This window comes from Streptomyces ziwulingensis, from assembly GCF_039542605.1.
GTDB lineage: Bacteria > Actinomycetota > Actinomycetes > Streptomycetales > Streptomycetaceae > Streptomyces > Streptomyces ziwulingensis.
The window spans coordinates 14,845-33,844 of the sequence record NZ_BAABIG010000057.1; the positions used below are offsets into that span (position 1 = coordinate 14,845).

At 70.5% G+C, this 19,000-nt stretch carries 17 protein-coding genes and 1 riboswitch; of the genes, 12 read left to right on the forward strand and 5 right to left on the reverse strand.

Annotated elements, in window-relative coordinates:
* Positions 1-68: 68 nt before the first annotated feature.
* Positions 69-1,253 (reverse strand): quinolinate synthase NadA, encoded by a 1,185-nt coding sequence (gene nadA / locus ABEB00_RS26070; protein WP_345622681.1) that lies wholly within the window; start codon positions 1,251-1,253, stop codon positions 69-71.
* Positions 1,254-1,533: 280 nt separating this feature from the next.
* Between nadA and ABEB00_RS26075 the strand changes: the two genes are divergently transcribed.
* A complete protein-coding gene (locus tag ABEB00_RS26075; RefSeq protein ID WP_345622682.1) occupies positions 1,534-1,890 on the forward strand; it encodes an iron-sulfur cluster assembly accessory protein in 357 nt (118 codons plus the stop codon).
* Between the two features lie 114 nt (positions 1,891-2,004).
* Here the strand turns inward: ABEB00_RS26075 and ABEB00_RS26080 are convergent, their stop codons facing one another.
* Together ABEB00_RS26080 and ABEB00_RS26085 are read right to left on the reverse strand one after the other, a co-directional pair.
* Positions 2,005-3,546, reverse strand: a complete 1,542-nt coding sequence (locus tag ABEB00_RS26080; RefSeq protein WP_345622683.1) for a hypothetical protein — start codon at positions 3,544-3,546, stop codon at positions 2,005-2,007.
* Positions 3,547-3,642: 96 nt separating this feature from the next.
* Positions 3,643-3,852: a hypothetical protein gene (locus tag ABEB00_RS26085; RefSeq protein ID WP_345622685.1), complete on the reverse strand. Its 210-nt coding sequence runs from the start codon at positions 3,850-3,852 to the stop codon at positions 3,643-3,645.
* A gap of 133 nt (positions 3,853-3,985) precedes the next feature.
* Between ABEB00_RS26085 and ABEB00_RS26090 the strand changes: the two genes are divergently transcribed.
* Positions 3,986-4,960 (forward strand): carbohydrate kinase family protein, encoded by a 975-nt coding sequence (locus ABEB00_RS26090; RefSeq protein WP_345622687.1) that lies wholly within the window; start codon positions 3,986-3,988, stop codon positions 4,958-4,960.
* A gap of 26 nt (positions 4,961-4,986) precedes the next feature.
* On the opposite strand, the gene ABEB00_RS26095 is transcribed toward ABEB00_RS26090, so the two are convergent.
* Positions 4,987-6,453 (reverse strand): cysteine desulfurase/sulfurtransferase TusA family protein, encoded by a 1,467-nt coding sequence (locus ABEB00_RS26095; protein WP_345622690.1) that lies wholly within the window; start codon positions 6,451-6,453, stop codon positions 4,987-4,989.
* A 270-nt stretch (positions 6,454-6,723) separates the two neighbouring features.
* On the opposite strand from ABEB00_RS26095, the gene ctaC reads away from it, so the two are divergent.
* The 4 genes from ctaC (at position 6,724) to ABEB00_RS26115 (ending at position 11,255) form a co-directional block, all read left to right on the forward strand.
* Positions 6,724-7,716, forward strand: coding sequence for an aa3-type cytochrome oxidase subunit II (gene ctaC / locus ABEB00_RS26100; protein WP_425586568.1), 993 nt, complete (start codon positions 6,724-6,726; stop codon positions 7,714-7,716).
* Positions 7,713-9,449, forward strand: coding sequence for an aa3-type cytochrome oxidase subunit I (gene ctaD, locus ABEB00_RS26105; protein ID WP_345622692.1), 1,737 nt, complete (start codon positions 7,713-7,715; stop codon positions 9,447-9,449). The genes ctaC and ctaD overlap by 4 nt, the downstream gene beginning before the upstream one ends.
* On the forward strand, positions 9,446-9,844 hold the full coding sequence (locus ABEB00_RS26110) for a cytochrome c oxidase subunit 4 (RefSeq protein ID WP_345622693.1): 399 nt from the start codon (positions 9,446-9,448) through the stop codon (positions 9,842-9,844). Before ctaD ends, ABEB00_RS26110 begins: the two co-directional genes overlap by 4 nt.
* A 127-nt stretch (positions 9,845-9,971) precedes the next feature.
* Positions 9,972-11,255, forward strand: a complete 1,284-nt coding sequence (locus tag ABEB00_RS26115; protein WP_345622695.1) for a L,D-transpeptidase — start codon at positions 9,972-9,974, stop codon at positions 11,253-11,255.
* Here the strand turns inward: ABEB00_RS26115 and ABEB00_RS26120 are convergent.
* Entirely contained in the window at positions 11,252-11,653 is a 402-nt protein-coding gene (locus ABEB00_RS26120; RefSeq protein WP_345622697.1) for a response regulator, read from the reverse strand. The two genes, ABEB00_RS26115 and ABEB00_RS26120, sit on opposite strands and share 4 nt — an antisense overlap.
* A gap of 223 nt (positions 11,654-11,876) precedes the next feature.
* Between ABEB00_RS26120 and ctaE the strand changes: the two genes are divergently transcribed.
* From ctaE to ABEB00_RS26150, 6 genes are all read left to right on the forward strand, one after another.
* Positions 11,877-12,497 (forward strand): aa3-type cytochrome oxidase subunit III, encoded by a 621-nt coding sequence (gene ctaE, locus ABEB00_RS26125; protein ID WP_345622699.1) that lies wholly within the window; start codon positions 11,877-11,879, stop codon positions 12,495-12,497.
* 65 nt (positions 12,498-12,562) lie between these two features.
* Positions 12,563-13,372, forward strand: a complete 810-nt coding sequence (gene qcrC / locus ABEB00_RS26130; RefSeq protein ID WP_345622701.1) for a cytochrome bc1 complex diheme cytochrome c subunit — start codon at positions 12,563-12,565, stop codon at positions 13,370-13,372.
* Positions 13,369-14,421 carry a cytochrome bc1 complex Rieske iron-sulfur subunit gene (qcrA, locus tag ABEB00_RS26135; RefSeq protein WP_345622703.1) on the forward strand — a complete coding sequence of 351 codons (1,053 nt, stop codon included), beginning with the start codon at positions 13,369-13,371 and terminating at the stop codon, positions 14,419-14,421. Before qcrC ends, qcrA begins: the two co-directional genes overlap by 4 nt.
* Complete coding sequence (gene qcrB, locus ABEB00_RS26140) at positions 14,418-16,055, forward strand: cytochrome bc1 complex cytochrome b subunit (RefSeq protein ID WP_345622704.1); 1,638 nt, start codon at positions 14,418-14,420, stop codon at positions 16,053-16,055. Before qcrA ends, qcrB begins: the two co-directional genes overlap by 4 nt.
* 140 nt (positions 16,056-16,195) lie before the next feature.
* On the forward strand, positions 16,196-17,260 hold the full coding sequence (trpD, locus tag ABEB00_RS26145) for an anthranilate phosphoribosyltransferase (protein ID WP_345622705.1): 1,065 nt from the start codon (positions 16,196-16,198) through the stop codon (positions 17,258-17,260).
* A gap of 91 nt (positions 17,261-17,351) precedes the next feature.
* Positions 17,352-17,468: riboswitch (SAM riboswitch) on the forward strand.
* Between the two features lie 146 nt (positions 17,469-17,614).
* A complete protein-coding gene (locus ABEB00_RS26150) occupies positions 17,615-18,991 on the forward strand; it encodes an aminotransferase class V-fold PLP-dependent enzyme (RefSeq protein WP_345622708.1) in 1,377 nt (458 codons plus the stop codon).
* Positions 18,992-19,000 lie beyond the last annotated feature (9 nt).

Below are 19,000 nucleotides of genomic sequence, written 5' to 3' on the forward strand. Positions count from 1 at the left end.
GACGGGCCGGGGCGTTCGTCGTCCGCGTCCTTCAGGGCCGCGACGGACGCGGTCCGGGCGGTGGCCGGTTACGGCAGCGCCAGCATCCGCTCCAGCGCCAGCTTGGCGAACTTCTCCGTCTCCGGGTCCACCTGGATGCGGTTGACGAGGGTGCCCTCGGCGAGGGACTCCAGCGTCCAGACCAGGTGCGGCAGGTCGATGCGGTTCATCGTCGAGCAGAAGCAGACCGTCCGGTCGAGGAACACGATCTCCTTGCCCTCGGGGGCGAAACGGTTCGCCAGCCGCCGGACCAGGTTCAGCTCGGTCCCGATGGCCCACTTGGAACCGGCCGGGGCCGCCTCCAGCGCCTTGATGATGTACTCCGTCGAGCCGACCTGGTCCGCCGCGGCGACGACCTCGTGCCGGCACTCGGGGTGCACGAGCACGTTGACGCCGGGTATGCGGGCCCGGACGTCCTGCACCGACTCCAGGCTGAAGCGGCCGTGCACCGAGCAGTGCCCGCGCCACAGGATCATCTTCGCGGCGCGCAGTTCCTCGACGGTCAGCCCGCCGTTCGGCTTGTGCGGGTTGTAGAGGACGCAGTCCTCCAGCGACATGCCCAGGTCCCGCACCGCGGTGTTGCGGCCGAGGTGCTGGTCGGGCAGGAAGAGCACCTTCTCGCCCTGCTCGAAGGCCCAGTTCAGCGCCCGCTCGGCATTGGACGAGGTGCAGATGGTGCCGCCGTGCCTGCCGGTGAACGCCTTGATGTCGGCCGAGGAGTTCATGTACGACACCGGCACGACCTGACCGGCGACACCGGCCTCGGTCAGCACGTCCCAGCACTCGGCGACCTGCTCGGCGGTGGCCATGTCCGCCATGGAGCAGCCGGCCGCGAGGTCCGGCAGGACCACCTTCTGGTCGTCCGTGGTCAGAATGTCCGCCGACTCCGCCATGAAGTGCACACCGCAGAAGACGATGTACTCGGCCTCCGGGCGCGCGGCGGCGTCCCGGGCGAGCTTGAAGGAGTCGCCCGTGACGTCGGCGAACTGGATCACCTCGTCACGCTGGTAGTGGTGACCGAGGACGAAGACCTTCTCCCCGAGCTTCTCCTTGGCCGCACGGGCGCGGGCGACCAGGTCGGGGTCGGAGGGCGAGGGCAGGTCACCCGGGCACTCCACGCCGCGCTCGCTCCTGGGATCGGCCTCGCGGCCGAGGAGCAGCAGGGCGAGGGGCGACGGCTGTACGTCGAGCTCCTGGGCTGGGGCGGTGGTCACGACACCTACCCTTTCTCTACTTTTCGTCTAACTGACGCTATATATCATAACCGGTTCACGTCACTTTGACGATGCCCATCGTGTCGGTGTGACGTGAATCCCGGTCCGTGGGCCGCTGTCCGCAACCCGGGCCATGTGCGAGCATGAGGAGACGAGCCGGGGAGAGAAGCCCGGTCCCGGTCCCGGACCAAAGACACGGGCCCGGTCCAGGAATGAAATCGCGGCCCCGATGGTTCTCATCGTCGGCAAGCAGTCTCCGTACAACCCGGGAGAGATGTAGATGTCCGTATCGGACGAGACCACCACTGTCACCGACGGCATCGTCCTGACCGACGCCGCGGCGGCCAAGGTCAAGGCCCTGCTCGACCAGGAAGGCCGTGACGACCTCGCCCTGCGCGTCGCCGTCCAGCCCGGCGGCTGCTCCGGCCTGCGCTACCAGCTCTTCTTCGACGAGCGTGCCCTCGACGGCGACGTCGTCAAGGACTTCGACGGCGTCAAGGTCACCACCGACCGGATGAGCGCCCCCTACCTGGGCGGCGCGACCGTCGACTTCGTGGACACCATCGAGAAGCAGGGCTTCACGATCGACAACCCGAACGCGACCGGCTCCTGCGCCTGCGGCGACTCCTTCAGCTAGTCGCCCCGGGCGGCCGAAGCGACCAGCCGATCAGGTCCGGTCGCGATCGGCCGACCCGCACGACCGACGAGGGCGGCGGCCCGGATTCCCCCCGGGCCGCCGCCCTCTCGTGCGTCACCGCCCGGCGTCACCGCCCGGCGCCGGCAGGCGCGCGCCCTCCTTGGCGAGCGGGACCCGCTCACCGTCCGCGCCGACCACCCGCCGGTCGCCGAGCGGCTCGTCGAGCGTCACGGTCTGCTCGTACCCCTTGGCGATCAGGATGCAGAACTCGTCCGGGTCGGAGGTCTCGGTCACGGTGAGCGTCACCTCGTCCGCGTCCTCCCGCGCCTCGGTCCCGTACCCGGCGCACACCCCGCCGGTGAAGTGCGCGGTCAGCTCGTCGCCCTCGGCCGTGTACCCGGTCACCTCGACACCCCGCGTCGTGGGCGCCGGGTCCGGCCCCTCGGACGGCGGGGACGGCGTCGGCGTCGCCGACCGCAGATGCGCCGGGTCGAGTGCCGGACGCGTCACCGTGGTGCCCGTCGTGGCTCCCGTGCCGCCCACCTCGAACAGCCAGGACGGCACCAGCGCCTGCCGCCCCTCCACCGGGTACGCGGCCAGCCCGAACACGGCCCGCTCGACGGTCACCGTCTCCCGCGCCCCGCACGCCGTCCCCGGCCGCGTCTTCGCGTCGTCCGCCAGGGGTACCGGGCTCGCGCAGCCGCCGACACCCGCGCGCGGATCGCTCCCCGCGTCCCCGTTCAGCAGCGCGAGCGTCCGCTCCGCGTCCAGGACGGGGTACGTGTCCCCCTTGGCCGGTGCCTTCAGCAGCCCGCTGCCGGACACCACCTGCCCGATGACGTCGACCGTCACCCCGGTGCTCCAGCCGTAGGTGGGCAGCCCGCCCACCACCGGATCGGCGTTCACCGTCCGCCGGGGCCCCACGGCCTGACCGGCGTCCAGCGCCGCCCCGCGCTGGCCCACCGCGGCCAGTACCGGCGCCGCCGCCTTCTTCGCGGCCTTCTCGCTCACCGGGTCGGTGGCCACCGGGGGCGCCATGCACCCGCGTGCCTTCACGCAGTTGTCGCTGCCCGGCCCGTACCGCTGGAAGGTCCAGTTCCCCGGCGCCTCGCGGTCCACCCGCAGCGTCGGACCGGAACCGTCCTTGACCACGCCGACCGTCCACGACGCCCCCCGGGCGACCGGTTTCCCCTCCAGACCGAGCGCCTCGGCCAGCCGGGTGACCTCGGCCGCGGTGACCTCGCCCTCGGCCCGGTACACCGGCGCCGAGCCGGGCCCGTCCGGGAGCGGACCACCGGCCCGGTAGGTGACGCCGTACGGGTTCGGCTCGCCGGGCGCGACGCCGTTCGCACCGTCCGGCGAAGGCGCCGGAAAGCCGTCCAGGGCGAGCGGCGGGGGAGTGCCGTCGCCCGGCGCCGCCGCCGACGTACCGCCGCCCCCGCCGGCACCGTCGGACTCACCGGCACCACCGGAACCGCCCGAGGCGGACGTGGCCAGATACGCGCCGCCGCCGCCGGCCAGCAGTACAGCGGCCGCGACCGAGGCGGTCACGACGGCCCGGGGCCGGCGCCGCCCGGCCCGCTCGCTGCCGCCCGCCGCACGCGGGGCTTTTGCGCCGGTCCCGGCGCCGTCGTGGTCGGGTCGCTCGCTGTTCACCGCATCGCTCCTTCGGCTGTCACGGGGGACGGCGATGGGACGCGGCGCGGGAACATCCGGTTCCCCGCGGTGCGGCGGGCGCCGCCGGGGCGGACCTCAGTCGCCGTACTCCGACATCGCCTCCAGCAGCCGGGCCGACCCCGGCGGCACCGTCACGCCGTGGATCAGTGACGGCGGCACCGGCAGCGCGGCGAACCGCTCCCCGGCCGGCCAGCGCGGCGCCATCCGCGCGCAGTCGCCCCGCAGGGCGGCCAGCTCGCCGTCGGGATCGGCCGGGGCGGGGGAGTGGACCTGGGAAGTCGTCATGGCCGCACGGTAAGCACGCCTCGGCCCGCGAAGAAAGATCTACTATCGGGTAGGTTCGTCCGATTCAGCGGCACCGCGGCGACCGGGTAGCGTGAACTGCCAACCCGCCTCCCTCCAGGAGAGAGTTCACGCCGTGCGCATCGCAGTCACCGGCTCCATCGCCACCGACCACCTCATGACCTTCCCCGGCCGCTTCGCCGACCAGCTCGTCGCGGACCAGTTGCACACGGTCTCGCTCTCCTTCCTGGTCGACCAGCTCGACGTCCGCCGGGGCGGCGTCGGCGCCAACATCGCCTTCGGCATGGGCCAGCTCGGCACCCGCCCGATCCTGGTCGGCGCGGCCGGCCCCGACTTCGCCGAGTACCGCGCCTGGCTGGAGCGGCACGGCGTCGACACCGACTCGGTACGCATCTCCGAGACCCTGCACACCGCCCGTTTCGTCTGCACCACCGACGCCGACCACAACCAGATCGGCTCCTTCTACACGGGCGCGATGAGCGAGGCCCGGCTGATCGAGCTGAAGACCGTCGCCGACCGGGTGGGCGGCCTGGACCTGGTCTCCATCGGCGCCGACGACCCCGAGGCGATGCTCCGCCACACCGAGGAGTGCCGCGCGCGCTCCCTCCCGTTCGCCGCCGACTTCTCCCAGCAGATCGCCCGGATGAACGGCGACGAGATCCGGATACTGCTGGACGGGGCGACCTACCTCTTCTCCAACGAGTACGAGAAGGGGCTCATCGAGTCCAAGACCGGCTGGAGCGACGCGGAGATCCTCGGCCGGGTCGGCCACCGCGTCACCACCCTCGGCGCGCGGGGCGTGCGCATCGAGCGGACCGGCGAGCCGACCATCGAGGTCGGCGTCCCGGACGAGGAGCGCAAGGCCGACCCCACCGGCGTGGGCGACGCCTTCCGCGCCGGGTTCCTCTCCGGCCTCGCCTGGGGCGTCGGCCTGGAGCGGGCCGCGCAGATCGGCTGCATGCTGGCGACCCTCGTCATCGAGACGGTGGGCACCCAGGAGTACCAGTTGCGCCGCGGGCACTTCATGGAGCGGTTCACCAAGGCGTACGGGGACGAGGCGGCCTCCGAGGTCCAGGGCCACCTGGGCTGACCCCCGGACGCGGACGCGGGGCCGGATCACCTGGTCCGGCGGACCACGAAGGCCGTTCCCTTCGCCGCCGGCTCCTCGCCCACGTACCGCTGGCCCCGCATCTCGCACCACGCCGGGATGTCCAGGCGGGCGGCCTCGTCGTCCGCCAGGACGCGGACCGTGCCGCCCACCGGGACCTCGCCGATCACCTTGGCCAGCTCGATGACGGGAAGCGGGCAGAGCTTGCCCAGGGCGTCCAGCACCAAGGCGTCCGGGGCACCCTCCCCCTCGGCGCCGGAGGCGGTCGCCGGGAGGGGCCCGCTCGCCGGGGCGGGCCCGCTCGCCGGGACGGGCCCGGTCGCCGGGGCGGGGGCGGGCGTGGGCGTGGGCGCCCCGAGCTTCTCCCGTACCCCGGCCACCGCCCCCGGCAGCACCTCCAGGAACCGCTCGACATCGGCCTCCACCGCCCCGAACGGCAGCGACACCCGGACGTTGCCCTCGCTGAGCACCCCCATCGCCCTCAGCACATGACTCGGCGTCAGCGTGTCGCTCGTACAGGAGGAGCCGGAGGAGACCGAGAAACCGGCCCGGTCCAGCTCGTGCAGCAACGTCTCCCCGTCGACATAGAGACACGAGAAGGTGACGATCCCCGGCAGCCGGCGCACCGGGTCGCCGACCACCTCCACGTCCGGGACCAGTGCGGGCACCCGCGCCCGGATCCGCTCCGTCAGCTCCCGCAGCCGCGCCGCCTCCTGGGCCGCCTCGGCCCGCACCGCCCGCAGCGAGGCCGCCGCGGCCACGATCGCCGGAATGTTCTCGAACCCGGCGGCCCGTCCCGACTCCCGCTCGTCCACCGGCCGCTGGGGCGCGAAGCGCGTGCCCTTGCGCACCGCGAGCAGCCCGACGCCCGAGGGCCCGCCCCACTTGTGCGCACCGGCCGTCAGCAGCGACCAGCCGCCCGCCACCGGCCCCCAGGCCAGCGACTGCGCCGCGTCCACCAGCAACGGCACCCCGGCCGCCCGGCACGCCCCGGCCACCTCCGCCACCGGCTGCTCGGTGCCCACCTCGTGGTTGGCCGACTGCAGACAGGCCAGGGCGGTGTCCTCGCGCAGCGCCGCCGCGTACGCCGCCGGATCGACCGCGCCGGTCCGCGCCACCGGCATCCGGGTGACCGTGCCGCCGTCCGCCTCGTGCGCCTCGGCCGCGTGCAGCACCGAGGAGTGTTCGACGCTTGACACGATCAGGTGACGCCCGGCGCGCCGCCGCCCGGCCAGCGCGCCCGCGATCCCCGAGTGCACCGCCCGGGTGCCGGACGGGGTGAACACCAGCTCGTCGGCCCGGCACCCCACCGCGTCGGCGGCGGCCTCCCGCGCCGCGTCCAGCAGCAACCGGGCCCGCCGCCCCTCCCGGTAGAGCCGCGCGGGATCGGCCCACCCCTCGTCCAGGGAGGCCAACAACGCCTGCCGGGCGACGGGATGGAGCGGAGCGGAGGAAGCGGCATCGAAGTAGGGCATCCGGCAACGCTAGACGCCCGGCACGCGAACGCCGTCGAGGGGCGCCGGAACGCCGTCCAGGGGCACGGGCCGGGGGCCGCCGGACCCCCGCCCCGAGGCGCTTTCGAGTGACCCCGCGCGCGTATGCCACCCTCCCCGCGAACCTCCGGAGGACGTCGGCTAGGGTTTGGTCCGCATAAACATCCAAACCCCTGCCCGACGCAGGGCGGCGACCGACCTGCGAGAAGGCCGCAGCCGACAGCGCGGGCGAGACTCTCGGGAAGGCGCTACGTGAGTCCCAACGGCTCCGACCTCCCCCACGCCCTGGAGGGCGCGGGCGGTACCCCCATGCCGCGGCGCCCGATGCGGCGGAAGCTGCTGCAGGCACTGACTGCGGGCCTGGTCCTGGCGACCGCCACCGGTTGCACGTCCGAGGACTTCCCCCGCCTCGGCATGCCCACCCCGACCACCGAAGAGGCTCCGCGGATCCTCTCCTTGTGGCAGGGCTCCTGGGCTGCCGCGCTCGCCGTCGGCGTGCTGGTGTGGGGCCTGATCCTGTGGAGTGCGTTCTTCCACCGGCGCAGTCGCACCAAGGTCGAGGTCCCTCCGCAGACCCGGTACAACATGCCCATCGAGGCGCTGTACACCGTGGTCCCGCTCGTCATCGTCTCGGTGCTGTTCTACTTCACCGCCCGCGACGAGTCGGCGATCCTGAAGCTGGAGAAGAAGCCCGATGTGACGGTCAACGTCGTCGCTTTCCAGTGGAGCTGGTGCTTCAACTACGTCGAGACGGTCGCCGGTTCCACCGGTGACGCCAAGACGGCCAAGGAACTGGACGCGATCCCGGACCGCTTCAAGAAGCAGTTCCCGGCGGACGCCGGCGGCGTCTACGACTGCGGCACCCCCAGCACCCGGAACGCCCAGACCGGCAACCCCGGCCCCACCCTGTGGCTGCCCGAGGGCAAGCGCGTCCGGTTCGTCCTGACCTCCCGTGACGTCATCCACTCCTTCTGGGTGGTGCCGTTCCTGATGAAGCAGGACGTCATCCCGGGCCACACCAACTCCTTCGAGGTGACCCCGAACAAGCCGGGCACCTTCAAGGGCAAGTGCGCCGAACTCTGCGGCGTCGACCACTCCCGGATGCTGTTCAACGTGAAGGTCGTCCCCGAGGACGTCTACGAGAAGCACCTCCAGGAGCTCGTGAAGGAAGGGCAGACCGGTTACGTTCCCGCCGGCATCGCGCAGACGAGCCACGAGAAGAACCGGGAGACGAACAACCTGTGAGCATCCTCAACGAACCCCAGGGTGCCGCGGCGGCAGGGTCCCACTACCAGGACGAGCTGCCGGTCCGGCGCCAGAGGCGTGGCGAGATGGTCGTCAAGTGGCTGACCACCACCGACCACAAGACCATCGGCACGCTGTATCTGGTCACGTCGTTCGCGTTCTTCTGCATCGGCGGCGTGATGGCGCTCCTCATGCGCGCCGAGCTGGCCCGTCCGGGCCTGCAGATCATGTCGAACGAGCAGTTCAACCAGGCGTTCACGATGCACGGCACGATCATGCTGCTGATGTTCGCGACGCCGCTGTTCTCCGGCTTCGCGAACTGGATCATGCCGCTCCAGATCGGTGCCCCGGACGTCGCGTTCCCGCGGCTGAACATGTTCGCCTACTGGCTGTACCTGTTCGGCTCGCTGGTCGCGGTGGGTGGCTTCCTCACCCCGCAGGGCGCGGCCGACTTCGGCTGGTTCGCGTACTCGCCGCTCTCCGACGTGGTGCACTCGCCCGGTATCGGCGGTGACCTGTGGATCATGGGTCTGGCCTTCTCCGGCTTCGGCACCATCCTCGGCTCGGTCAACTTCATCACCACGATCATCTGCATGCGCGCGCCCGGCATGACGATGTTCCGCATGCCGATCTTCACCTGGAACGTGCTGCTGACCGGTGTGCTGGTCCTGCTCGCCTTCCCCGTCCTCGCGGCGGCGTTGTTCGCCCTGGAGGCGGACCGCAAGTTCGGCGCCCATGTGTTCGACGCGGCCAACGGCGGGGCGTTGCTCTGGCAACACCTGTTCTGGTTCTTCGGGCATCCGGAGGTGTACATCATCGCGCTGCCGTTCTTCGGCATCGTCAGTGAGATCATCCCGGTCTTCTCCCGCAAGCCGATCTTCGGCTACATGGGCCTGATCGGCGCCACCATCGCGATCGCGGGTCTCTCCGTGACCGTGTGGGCGCACCACATGTACGTCACCGGCGGCGTACTCCTGCCGTTCTTCTCCTTCATGACGTTCCTCATCGCCGTACCCACCGGCGTGAAGTTCTTCAACTGGCTGGGCACGATGTGGAAGGGCTCACTGTCCTTCGAGACACCGATGCTCTGGTCCACCGGCTTCCTGATCACCTTCCTCTTCGGTGGTCTGACCGGTGTCATCCTGGCCTCGCCCCCGATGGACTTCCACGTCTCCGACTCGTACTTCGTGGTGGCGCACTTCCACTACGTCGTCTTCGGCACCGTGGTCTTCGCGATGTTCGCCGGCTTCCACTTCTGGTGGCCGAAGTGGACGGGCAAGATGCTCGACGAGCGGCTGGGCAAGATCACCTTCTGGACGCTGTTCATCGGCTTCCACGGCACCTTCCTCGTCCAGCACTGGCTGGGCGCCGAGGGCATGCCGCGCCGGTACGCCGACTACCTGGCGGCCGACGGCTTCACCGCCCTGAACACGATCTCGACGATCAGCTCGTTCCTGCTCGGCATGTCGATCCTGCCGTTCTTCTACAACGTCTGGAAGACGGCCAAGTACGGCAAGCCGGTCGGCGTCGACGACCCGTGGGGCTACGGCCGTTCGCTGGAGTGGGCGACCACCTGCCCGCCGCCGCGGCACAACTTCCTCACCCTGCCGCGCATCCGCAGCGAATCCCCGGCCTTCGACCTGCACCACCCGGAGATCTCCGCTCTCGACCAGCTCGAGAACGTCGGTCACGGCGACAAGGCCCTCGCTGGCGGCAAGGAGACCGGCAAGTGAAGATCCAGGGCAAGATGTTCATGTGGCTGGGCATCTTCATCCTCGTCATGGCGATCGTCTATGGCGTGTGGTCGAAGGAACCGGCCGGTACCACGGCCCTCTTCCTGGCCTTCGCGCTCGCGATCATGATCGGTTTCTACCTCGGCTTCACGGCCAAGCGGATCGACGCGGGCGCGCAGGACAACAAGGAAGCGGACGTCGCGGACGAGGCCGGCGAGGTCGGGTTCTTCAGCCCGCACAGTTGGCAGCCGCTCTCGCTGGCCATCGGCGGCGCCTTCGCCTTCACCAGCATCGCGATCGGCTGGTGGCTGATGTTCTTCTCCGCCCCGCTGATCGTGATCGGCCTGTTCGGCTGGGTCTTCGAGTACTACCGCGGTGAGAGCCGCACGCAGTAGCACAGGTCACGCCCGAAGGGCCCGGACGCTCCGCCAGGAGTGTCCGGGCCCTTCGTCTGCCGCCCCGCCGTAACCCGTACGGGTTACCCGCCGTGCCGCCGCCGACAGGGCTTCCTACCTTGAGGCCATGAGCCACTTCGTTCACTTCCAGGCGCGGGGGCGCACCACCACCGTCGTCGGCTGCACGCTGCTGGTGATCGCCCTCGGCGCGGGCGCCACCGCCTGCAGCGGCGACGACGGCCATCCGCTGGCCGCCGCGCCCTACGACGCGGCCGGCCACATCTCCTTCAACGGCCCCACCGAGGCGGGGAAGAAGGCCGACCCCGACAAACCCCTGGAGGTGGTCGCCGAGGGTTCCGACGGGCGCATCACGGACGTCACGGCCGTGGACGCGGCGGGACGCTACGTGGCGGGCGAACTCTCCGCCGACGGCGCCCGCTGGCACAGCACCTCACCGCTGGCCGCACAGGCCCGCTACACCGTCCGGGTCAGCACCGAGGACGGGGACGGGGCGCCCGGCCGCAAGGTCCTCTCCTTCGACACCGGCCGGCCCACCACCAAGCAGCGCCTCGACGTCTCCTTCGGACCCGAGCCGGGCACCTACGGCGTGGGCCGGCCGGTCACCGCCGAGCTGAGCCGGCCGATCCGGGACCCCGCCCAGCGCGCGGTCGTCGAACGCGCCCTCAAGGTCGAGTCGGTCCCGGCGGTCCAGGGCGCCTGGCACTGGGTGGACGACAAGGAACTGCACTACCGCCCCGAGGACTACTGGCCCGCCCACGCCACCGTCCGGGCCCGCTCCACCCTGGAGGGCATCAAGGTCGGCGACCGGCTCTGGGGCGGCCGGACGGCGCCGCTGCGGATCAGCACCGGCGACAAGGTCGTCGCCGTCACCGACGCCTCGTCACACACGATGACGGTCTACCGCAACGGCGAGGAGATCAAGCAGATCCCCGTCACCACCGGCAAGCCCGGCTTCGAGACCCGCAACGGCGTCAAGGTCGTCATCGGCAAGGAGCCGTTCGTACGGATGCGCAGCTCCACCGTGGGCATCGCCGAGGGCACCTCGGAGTCGTACGACCTGCCCGTCCACTGGGCCACCCGGCTCACCTGGAGCGGCGAGTACGTGCACGCCGCGCCCTGGTCGGTGGGGTCCCAGGGCTCGGCCAACGTCAGCCACGGCTGCACCGGCATGAGCACCGGCAACGCCGAGTGGTTCTTCGACACCGTCCGCGAGGGCGACGTCGTCCAGGTCGTCAACTCCTTCGGCGACACCATGGAGACGTTCGGCAACGGCTTCGGCGACTGGAACCTCGACTGGAACAAGTGGCGCACGGGCAGCGCCCTGACGGGCGGCACGCCGAACGCCCCCACCCCCCAGGACGCGGCCCGACTGCGCCCGACGGCCGTCTAGGCGCCCTGCAGCCGCTTCTGGCGCAGCAGTGAGGCCAGCGCGGAGGCGAACTCCACCGGCTCGACCGGCAGCGTCACGGCCGCGTCCGCACGGCTCCAGGTGGCCAGCCAGGCGTCCTGGGGCCGCCCGATCAGCAGCAGCACCGGCGGGCAGTGGAAGATTTCGTCCTTGATCTGGCGGCAGACCCCCATGCCGCCCATGGGCACCGCCTCGCCGTCCAGAACGCAGACGTCGATGCCGCCCTTGTCCAGCTCCGAGAGGACGGCGGCCGGAGTCGCGCACTCCACGAACTCCACCACGGGCGCGTCCGGCGCCGGCCGGCGGCCGGTCGCGAGCCGTACTTGCTCCCGGGTGGTGGAGTCGTCGCTGTAGACCAGCACGGTGGCGGTCGGCTGCATGCTTCCTCCGATACGCAGTGGTACGCAGTGGGACATGTGCGGACGCGCCGGAAGAACCGCGGTGGCGCCCGTTGCGCGGGATGCTACTCCTCCCCACTCCCCGTCAACACCGGTCGGAACACCCCGGCGAGGGGCCTTTCGCTGGGCCATCCGGGCAGTCCAGACGGTGCGAACACTCCGAACGGCACCCCCGGGAGTGAGGGCGGGATAAGCGACCGACATAATGTCGGTCGTGGCGACAGCAACGACAGTAGATACCGGGCACGCGCACCCGTCGGTCAACCGGCCGAACCTCACCAGCGTCGGAACCATCATCTGGCTGAGTTCCGAGCTGATGTTCTTCGCGGCCCTCTTCGCGATGTACTTCACCCTGCGATCGGTGACCGGCCCGGACTTCTGGTCCGAGAAGGCCGGCGCGTTGAACTTCCCGTTCTCCGCGACGAACACCACGATCCTGGTGCTCTCCTCCCTCACCTGCCAGCTCGGCGTGTTCGCCGCCGAGCGCGGTGACGTGAAGAAGCTCAGGATGTGGTTCATCGTCACCTTCATCATGGGTGCGATCTTCATCGGCGGTCAGGTGTTCGAGTACACCGAACTGGTCAAGAAGGACGGCCTCTCGCTGTCCTCCGACCCGTACGGCTCGGTGTTCTACCTGACCACCGGCTTCCACGGCCTGCACGTGACGGGAGGGCTCATCGCGTTCCTGCTGGTCCTCGGCCGCACCTACGCGGCCAAGAGGTTCACCCATGAGCAGGCGACCGCCGCCATCGTCGTGTCCTACTACTGGCACTTCGTCGATGTCGTCTGGATCGGCCTCTTCGCCACGATCTACATGATCAAGTAGGCGCGGACCGCTCCCGCGCACATCCAGAAGCATCGACGCAGAAGATCCTGACACCGGGGTAATCCGTGAAAAAGCTCTCCGCACGACGACGCCATCCGCTGGCGGCGCTCGTCGTCCTACTCCTCGCGCTGGCATGCACCGGGGGGCTCTACGCCGTGTTCGCACCCGCGGACCAGGCGCAGGCCGATGAAACGGCCCAGTCCCTCGCCATCGACGAGGGCAAGAAGCTCTACGCCGTCGGCTGCGCCACCTGTCACGGCACCGGCGGTCAGGGCACGACCGACGGACCCAGCCTGGTGGGCGTGGGCGCCGCGGCCGTGGACTTCCAGGTGGCCACCGGACGCATGCCGGCCCAGCAGCCGGGCGCCCAGGTCCCGAAGAAGAAGAACATCTACTCCCAGGCCGAGATCGACCAGCTCGCGGCCTACATCTCCTCGCTCGGCGCCGGTCCGGCCATCCCGACCGAGGAGCAGTACGGGACCGACGACGCGGACATCGCCGAGGGCGGTGAGCTGTTCCGCACCAACTGCTCGCAGTGCCACAACTTCACCGGCAAGGGCGGCGCGCTGACGAACGGCAAGTTCGCCCCGACGCTCGAGGGCGTCGACCCGAAGCACATCTACGAGGCCATGCAGACCGGCCCGCAGAACATGCCTTCCTTCCCCGACAGCACGCTGACGGAGCAGAACAAGAAGGACATCATCGCGTACCTCGACGCGGTGAACGGGGACGACACCGTGGAGCCGGGCGGTCTGTCGCTGGGTGGCCTCGGGCCGGTCAGTGAGGGCCTCTTCGGCTGGATCTTCGGTCTCGGTTCCCTCATCGCCGTCGCCGTGTGGGTCGCCGCCCGGACCGCAAAGGCCAAGAAGTCATGAGTAGCCAAGACATTCCAGAGAAGAACCTGCCCGCAGCGCGGGAGACCACCCACGGCGAGGTCGCGGACGAGCAGCACCCGTTCGCCGACCCGGGGCTGCCGCCCCACGAGCACCGCGTCCAGGACATCGACGAGCAGGCCGCCAAGCGCTCCGAGCGCAGCGTCGCCCTGCTGTTCACCCTGTCGATGCTCGCCACCGTCGCCTTCATCGCCGCCTTCGTGGCGATCCCGCACGACAAGGCGATCTACGTCTTCCCGATCGGGCACCTCAACGCGCTGAACTTCGCGCTGGGCGTGACCCTGGGCGTGGCGCTGTTCGCCATCGGCGCGGGCGCGGTCCACTGGGCCCGCACCCTGATGTCCGACGTCGAGGTCGCCGACGAGCGGCACGCGATCGCGGCCGACCCCGAGGTCCGTGCCAAGGTGCACGCCGACTTCAAGCAGGGCGCCAAGGAATCGGTGATCGGCCGGCGCAAGCTGATCCGCACCACCATGTTCGGCGCGCTCTCCCTGGTGCCGCTCTCCGGCGTCGTGCTCCTGCGCGACCTCGGTCCGCTGCCCGAGGACAAGCTCCGCCACACCCTGTGGTCCAAGGGCAAGCTGCTGGTCAACATGAACACCAACGAGCCGCTGCGCGCCTCCGACGTGGCCGTCGGCTCGCTCACCTTCGCCAAGCCCGAGGGCCTGGAGGAGGAGGACCACGCTTTCCAGAACGAGATCGCCAAGGCCGCCCTGATGATCGTCCGCATCCAGCCGGACGACATCAAGGACAAGCGCGAACTCGAGTGGTCGCACGAGGGCATCGTCGCGTACTCGAAGATCTGCACCCACGTCGGTTGCCCGATCTCCCTGTACGAGCAGCAGACGCACCACGTGCTCTGCCCCTGCCACCAGTCCACCTTCGACCTCGCCGACGGAGCCCGGGTCATCTTCGGTCCCGCCGGTCACGCCCTGCCGCAGTTGCGCATCGGCGTGAACGACGAGGGTTACCTCGAAGCGCTCGGCGACTTCGCGGAGCCCGTCGGTCCTGCATTCTGGGAGCGCGGATGAGCACTTCAGGCAGTAACACGGCCCGCTCACGCGGGAAGGCACCGGCCGGCGAACGCGTCGCCGACTGGGCCGACGGCCGGCTCGGGATCTACGCCCTGGCCAAGGCCAACATGCGGAAGATCTTCCCGGACCACTGGTCCTTCATGCTCGGCGAGATCTGCATGTACAGCTTCATCATCATCATCCTCACGGGTGTGTACCTGACGCTGTTCTTCCACCCGTCGATGAACGAGGTGGAGTACCACGGCAGCTACATCCCGATGCAGGGCCAGTTGATGAGCGAGGCGTACAAGTCGACGCTCGACATCAGCTTCGACGTCCGCGGCGGCCTGCTGATCCGGCAGATCCACCACTGGGCGGCCATCGTCTTCCTCGCCGGCATGTTCGTGCACATGATGCGCGTCTTCTTCACCGGCGCGTTCCGCAAGCCGCGCGAGATCAACTGGCTCTTCGGCTTCCTGCTGTTCGTCCTGGGCATGTTCACCGGTTTCACCGGCTACTCGCTCCCGGACGACCTGCTCTCCGGCACCGGTGTCCGCTTCACGCAGGGCGCGATCCTGTCCATGCCGATCGTGGGCACGTACATCTCGATGTTCCTGTTCGGCGGGGAGTTCCCCGGCGACGACTTCGTCGCCCGGTTCTACTCGATCCACATCCTGCTGCTGCCGGGCATCATGCTCGGGCTGATGGTGGGCCACCTGATCCTGGTCTTCTACCACAAGCACACGCAGTTCGCGGGCCCCGGCAAGACCAACAAGAACGTCGTGGGCATGCCGCTGCTGCCGGTGTACATGGCGAAGGCCGGCGGCTTCTTCTTCCTGGTCTTCGGTGTCATCGCGCTGATGGCCGGCATCGCCTCGGTCAACCCGATCTGGTCGATCGGCCCCTACCGGCCCGACCAGGTCTCCACCGGCGCCCAGCCCGACTGGTACATGGGCTTCGCCGAGGGTCTGGTCCGCGCCATGCCGGGCTGGGAGATCAACTTCTGGGGCCACACCCTGGTCCTGGGCGTGCTCATCCCACTGGTGATCTTCGGAGTCTTCCTCGCGATCATCGCGCTGTACCCGTTCATCGAGTCCTGGGTCACCAAGGACAAGCGCGAGCACCACATCCTGGACCGCCCGCGCAACGCCCCGACCCGTACGGCCTTCGGCGTCGCCTGGGTCACCGCGTACATGATCATGCTGGTCGGCGGTGGCAACGACATCTTCGCCACCCACTTCCACCTGTCGATCAACGCGGTCACCTGGTTCGTCCGGATCGGCTTCTTCGTCGGCCCGGTCATCGCCTTCGTGATCACCAAGCGGATCTGCCTCGGCCTCCAGCGCCGGGACAAGGAGAAGGTGCTGCACGGCCGCGAGTCCGGCATCATCAAGCGCCTGCCGCACGGTGAGTTCATCGAGGTGCACGAGCCGCTCAGCCAGGAGCAGCTCTACACGCTCACCGCGCACGAGCAGTACCGGCCGGCCGAGATCGGCGCGGGTGTCGACGAGAACGGCGTCGAGCGCAAGGCGACGGGCTCCGAGAAGCTCCGCGCCAAGCTCAGCAAGTCGTACTACGGCGAGGAGTCCCAGATTCCGAAGCCGACCGTCGAGGAGTACAAGGAGATCACCAGCGGCCACGGCCACCACTGACTCCCTCCACGTCGCCACACGACAGGCGAAGGGCCCCGATCCGAACACCGGACGGGGCCCTTCCCCGTGCCCCGGGCTGGATAGGGTGGAGGCAGTCCGGTTTTTCGTACTGCCCCATTCTCACGACCCAGGAGCGGCTGATGAGCGCTGTGACCCCCGCTGGAGGCGACATCACGGCGGTTCGCTCCTGGCCCGTCCTCCTCAACGGCCTGCTCGACGGCCGGGACCTGTCGGCGGACGAGACCGCCTGGGCGATGGACACGATCATGCGCGGTGAGGCGACCGACGCGCAGATCGCCGGGTTCGCGGTGTCGCTGCGGGCCAAGGGCGAGACCGTGGACGAGATCGGCGGACTGGTCCGCGCGATGTACGAGCACGCCCACGTGATCCAGGTGCCGGGGGAGACGGTCGACATCGTCGGCACCGGCGGCGACGGCGCCAAGACGGTCAACATCTCCACGATGTCGGCGATCGTGGTGGCCGGCACCGGCGCCAAGGTGGTCAAGCACGGCAGCCGCGCCGCCTCCTCCGCCTCCGGTGCCTCCGACGTCCTGGGAGAGCTGGGCGTCAACCTGGAGCTGACCCCGCGCCGGGTCGCCGAGGTCGCCGAGGAGGCCGGGATCACCTTCTGCTTCGCCGTGAAGTTCCACCCGGCGCTGCGCCATGTGGCGGCGGCCCGCGGCCAGCTCGGCATCCGGACGGTCTTCAACTTCCTGGGCCCGCTGACCAACCCCGCCAAGGTCCGCTCCCAGGCGATCGGTGTCGCCGACGCCCGGATGGCCCCGATCATCGCCGGGGTCTTCGCCGAGCGCGGCAACTCCGCCCTGGTCTTCCGCGGCGACGACGGCCTCGACGAGCTGACGACGACCTCCACCTCCCGGGTGTGGGTGGTGCGCGACGGCAAGGTCGCCGAGGAGAGCTTCGACCCGCGCGACGTCGGACTGGAGATCGTGCCCGTCCAGGCGCTGCGGGGCGCCGACGCCGCCTACAACGCCGAGGTCGCCCGGCGGCTGCTGGACGGCGAGGGCGGCCCGGTGCGGGACGCGGTGCTGCTCAACTCGGCGGCGGCCCTGGTGGCCCTGGAGCCCGGCGGGGGACCGCTGACCGACCGCGTGCGGGCCGGCATGGAACGCGCCGCCGAGGCGATCGACTCCGGAGCCGCCAAGCGCGTACTGGAACGCTGGGTGGCCGCCAGCAACGCCTAGCGGTGCGCACGTAGCGGTGCGGGCGAGGCGCGTCCCGCGATCCGGACACGGGTTGCGGGACGACGATCATCTCGTCTAAGTTTCTGCACCAGGTCATGAGTGACAGTCATGAGGCCCCGGCCGACTGTCCGGCAACCCTCCGTCCGTGGCGGGGTGCCCCGGGTGAAGACCAGGCCGTGGACAGCAAGGTCCTCGGCAAGCGCGGACCCCTCGCGAGCCAGGGGTCCTGGTCGTCGAGGAGCCTTCCGTGAGCAAGCGAATGCGATAGGGCCGCAGAGCCCCCTCTCCGCACGCCCTTTCTTCATCCCCCCGGCGCCTCGTCCTCGCCGCGCCTTTCTCTCACGGGAGTTCGCCATGTCTGTCCCCACCGCTGCCGCCGACCAGTCGCTTTGTGCCCCGCTGCCCGTTCTGGGCCGGGATGTCACCGTCCCGCTGGTCACCGGCGGGGAGGTCGCCTACGCCGCGCTCGACTACGCCGCCAGCGCCCCGGCGCTCCAGCGGGTCTGGGACGACGTGGCCGCCTATGCGCCGTACTACGGCAGCGTGCACCGGGGCGCGGGCTACCTCTCGCAGCTCTCCACCGACCTGTTCGAGAACGCCCGCCGCACGGTCGCCGAGTTCCTCGGCTGCCGGGAGGGCGACCAGGTCGTCTTCACCCGCTCCACCACCGACTCCCTCAACCTGCTCGCCGCGGCGCTCCCGGCCGGCTGCCAGGTCTTCGTCTTCGAGACCGAGCACCACGCCTCGCTGCTGCCCTGGCGCCACGCGGACGTCACCTACCTGGACGCCCCGAGCAGCCCCGCGCAGGCCGTGCGGACGCTGGAGCGCGCCCTCGCCGCCCGTGCGCCGCACGGGCCCGCCCTGGTCTGCGTCACCGGCGCCTCCAACGTCACCGGCGAGCTGTGGCCGGTGCGCGAACTGGCCGCCGCCGCCCACGCCCACGGCGCCCGCATCGTCCTGGACGCCGCCCAGCTCGCCCCGCACCACCCGGTCAGCGTGGCCGACCTGGACGTGGACTGGGTCGCCTTCTCCGGACACAAGCTGTACGCCCCCTTCGGCGCCGGGGTGCTGGCCGGCCGCGCCGACTGGCTCGCCGTCGCCGAGCCGTACCTCGCGGGCGGCGGCGCCAGCCGCAAGGTCTCCCGGCGGGACGACGGCGGCGTGCACGTCGAGTGGCACGACAGCGCCGCCCGCCACGAGGCCGGCTCGCCCAACGTGATCGGCGCCTACGCCATCGCCTCCGCCTGCAAGGCGCTCACCGAGGCCGGCTTCGAGACGCTGGTGGCGCGGGAGCGGTACCTGATCGGCAAGGTCCGCGAGGGGCTCGCCGCCGTGCCCGAGGTGCGGGTGCTCTCGCTCTTCGGTGACGACGCCGCCCGCGTCGGCGTGCTCTCGTTCGTGGTGGACGGCTGGAACAGCTCGCACTTCGCCGCCGCCCTGTCGGCCGAGTACGGCATCGGGGTGCGCGACGGCCTGTTCTGCGCGCACCCGCTGGTGCGCACCCTGCTCGGCAGCGACCCCCAGTCGCAGGGCGAGTGCGGCGCCCCCGAGGCCGCGCCCGGCGAGAAGTCCCTCAACGCCATCCGGGTCAGCTTCGGCGCCGGCACCCCGGACGAGCACGTCGAGCGGTTCGTGACGGCCGTCACCGAGCTGGTGCGGGACGGGGCGCGCTGGAACTACCGCACCGAGGAGGGCCGCTGCGTGCCCGACACCTCCACCGCCGCCGCGTGAGCCGGTGGC

What these genes read in the sequence shown, in the direction of transcription:
- ABEB00_RS26085 (WP_345622685.1), bottom strand. Translation starts at nt 3,852, where the DNA reads ATGACGACTTCCCAGGTCCACTCCCCCGCCCCGGCCGATCCCGACGGC.
- ABEB00_RS26115 (WP_345622695.1), top strand. Translation starts at nt 9,972, where the DNA reads ATGAGCCACTTCGTTCACTTCCAGGCGCGGGGGCGCACCACCACCGTC.
- qcrA (WP_345622703.1), top strand. Translation starts at nt 13,369, where the DNA reads ATGAGTAGCCAAGACATTCCAGAGAAGAACCTGCCCGCAGCGCGGGAG.
- ABEB00_RS26150 (WP_345622708.1), top strand. Translation starts at nt 17,615, where the DNA reads ATGTCTGTCCCCACCGCTGCCGCCGACCAGTCGCTTTGTGCCCCGCTG.
- ABEB00_RS26075 (WP_345622682.1), top strand. Translation starts at nt 1,534, where the DNA reads ATGTCCGTATCGGACGAGACCACCACTGTCACCGACGGCATCGTCCTG.
- trpD (WP_345622705.1), top strand. Translation starts at nt 16,196, where the DNA reads ATGAGCGCTGTGACCCCCGCTGGAGGCGACATCACGGCGGTTCGCTCC.
- ABEB00_RS26120 (WP_345622697.1), bottom strand. Translation starts at nt 11,653, where the DNA reads ATGCAGCCGACCGCCACCGTGCTGGTCTACAGCGACGACTCCACCACC.
- ctaE (WP_345622699.1), top strand. Translation starts at nt 11,877, where the DNA reads ATGTCGGTCGTGGCGACAGCAACGACAGTAGATACCGGGCACGCGCAC.
- qcrB (WP_345622704.1), top strand. Translation starts at nt 14,418, where the DNA reads ATGAGCACTTCAGGCAGTAACACGGCCCGCTCACGCGGGAAGGCACCG.
- ABEB00_RS26095 (WP_345622690.1), bottom strand. Translation starts at nt 6,453, where the DNA reads ATGCCCTACTTCGATGCCGCTTCCTCCGCTCCGCTCCATCCCGTCGCC.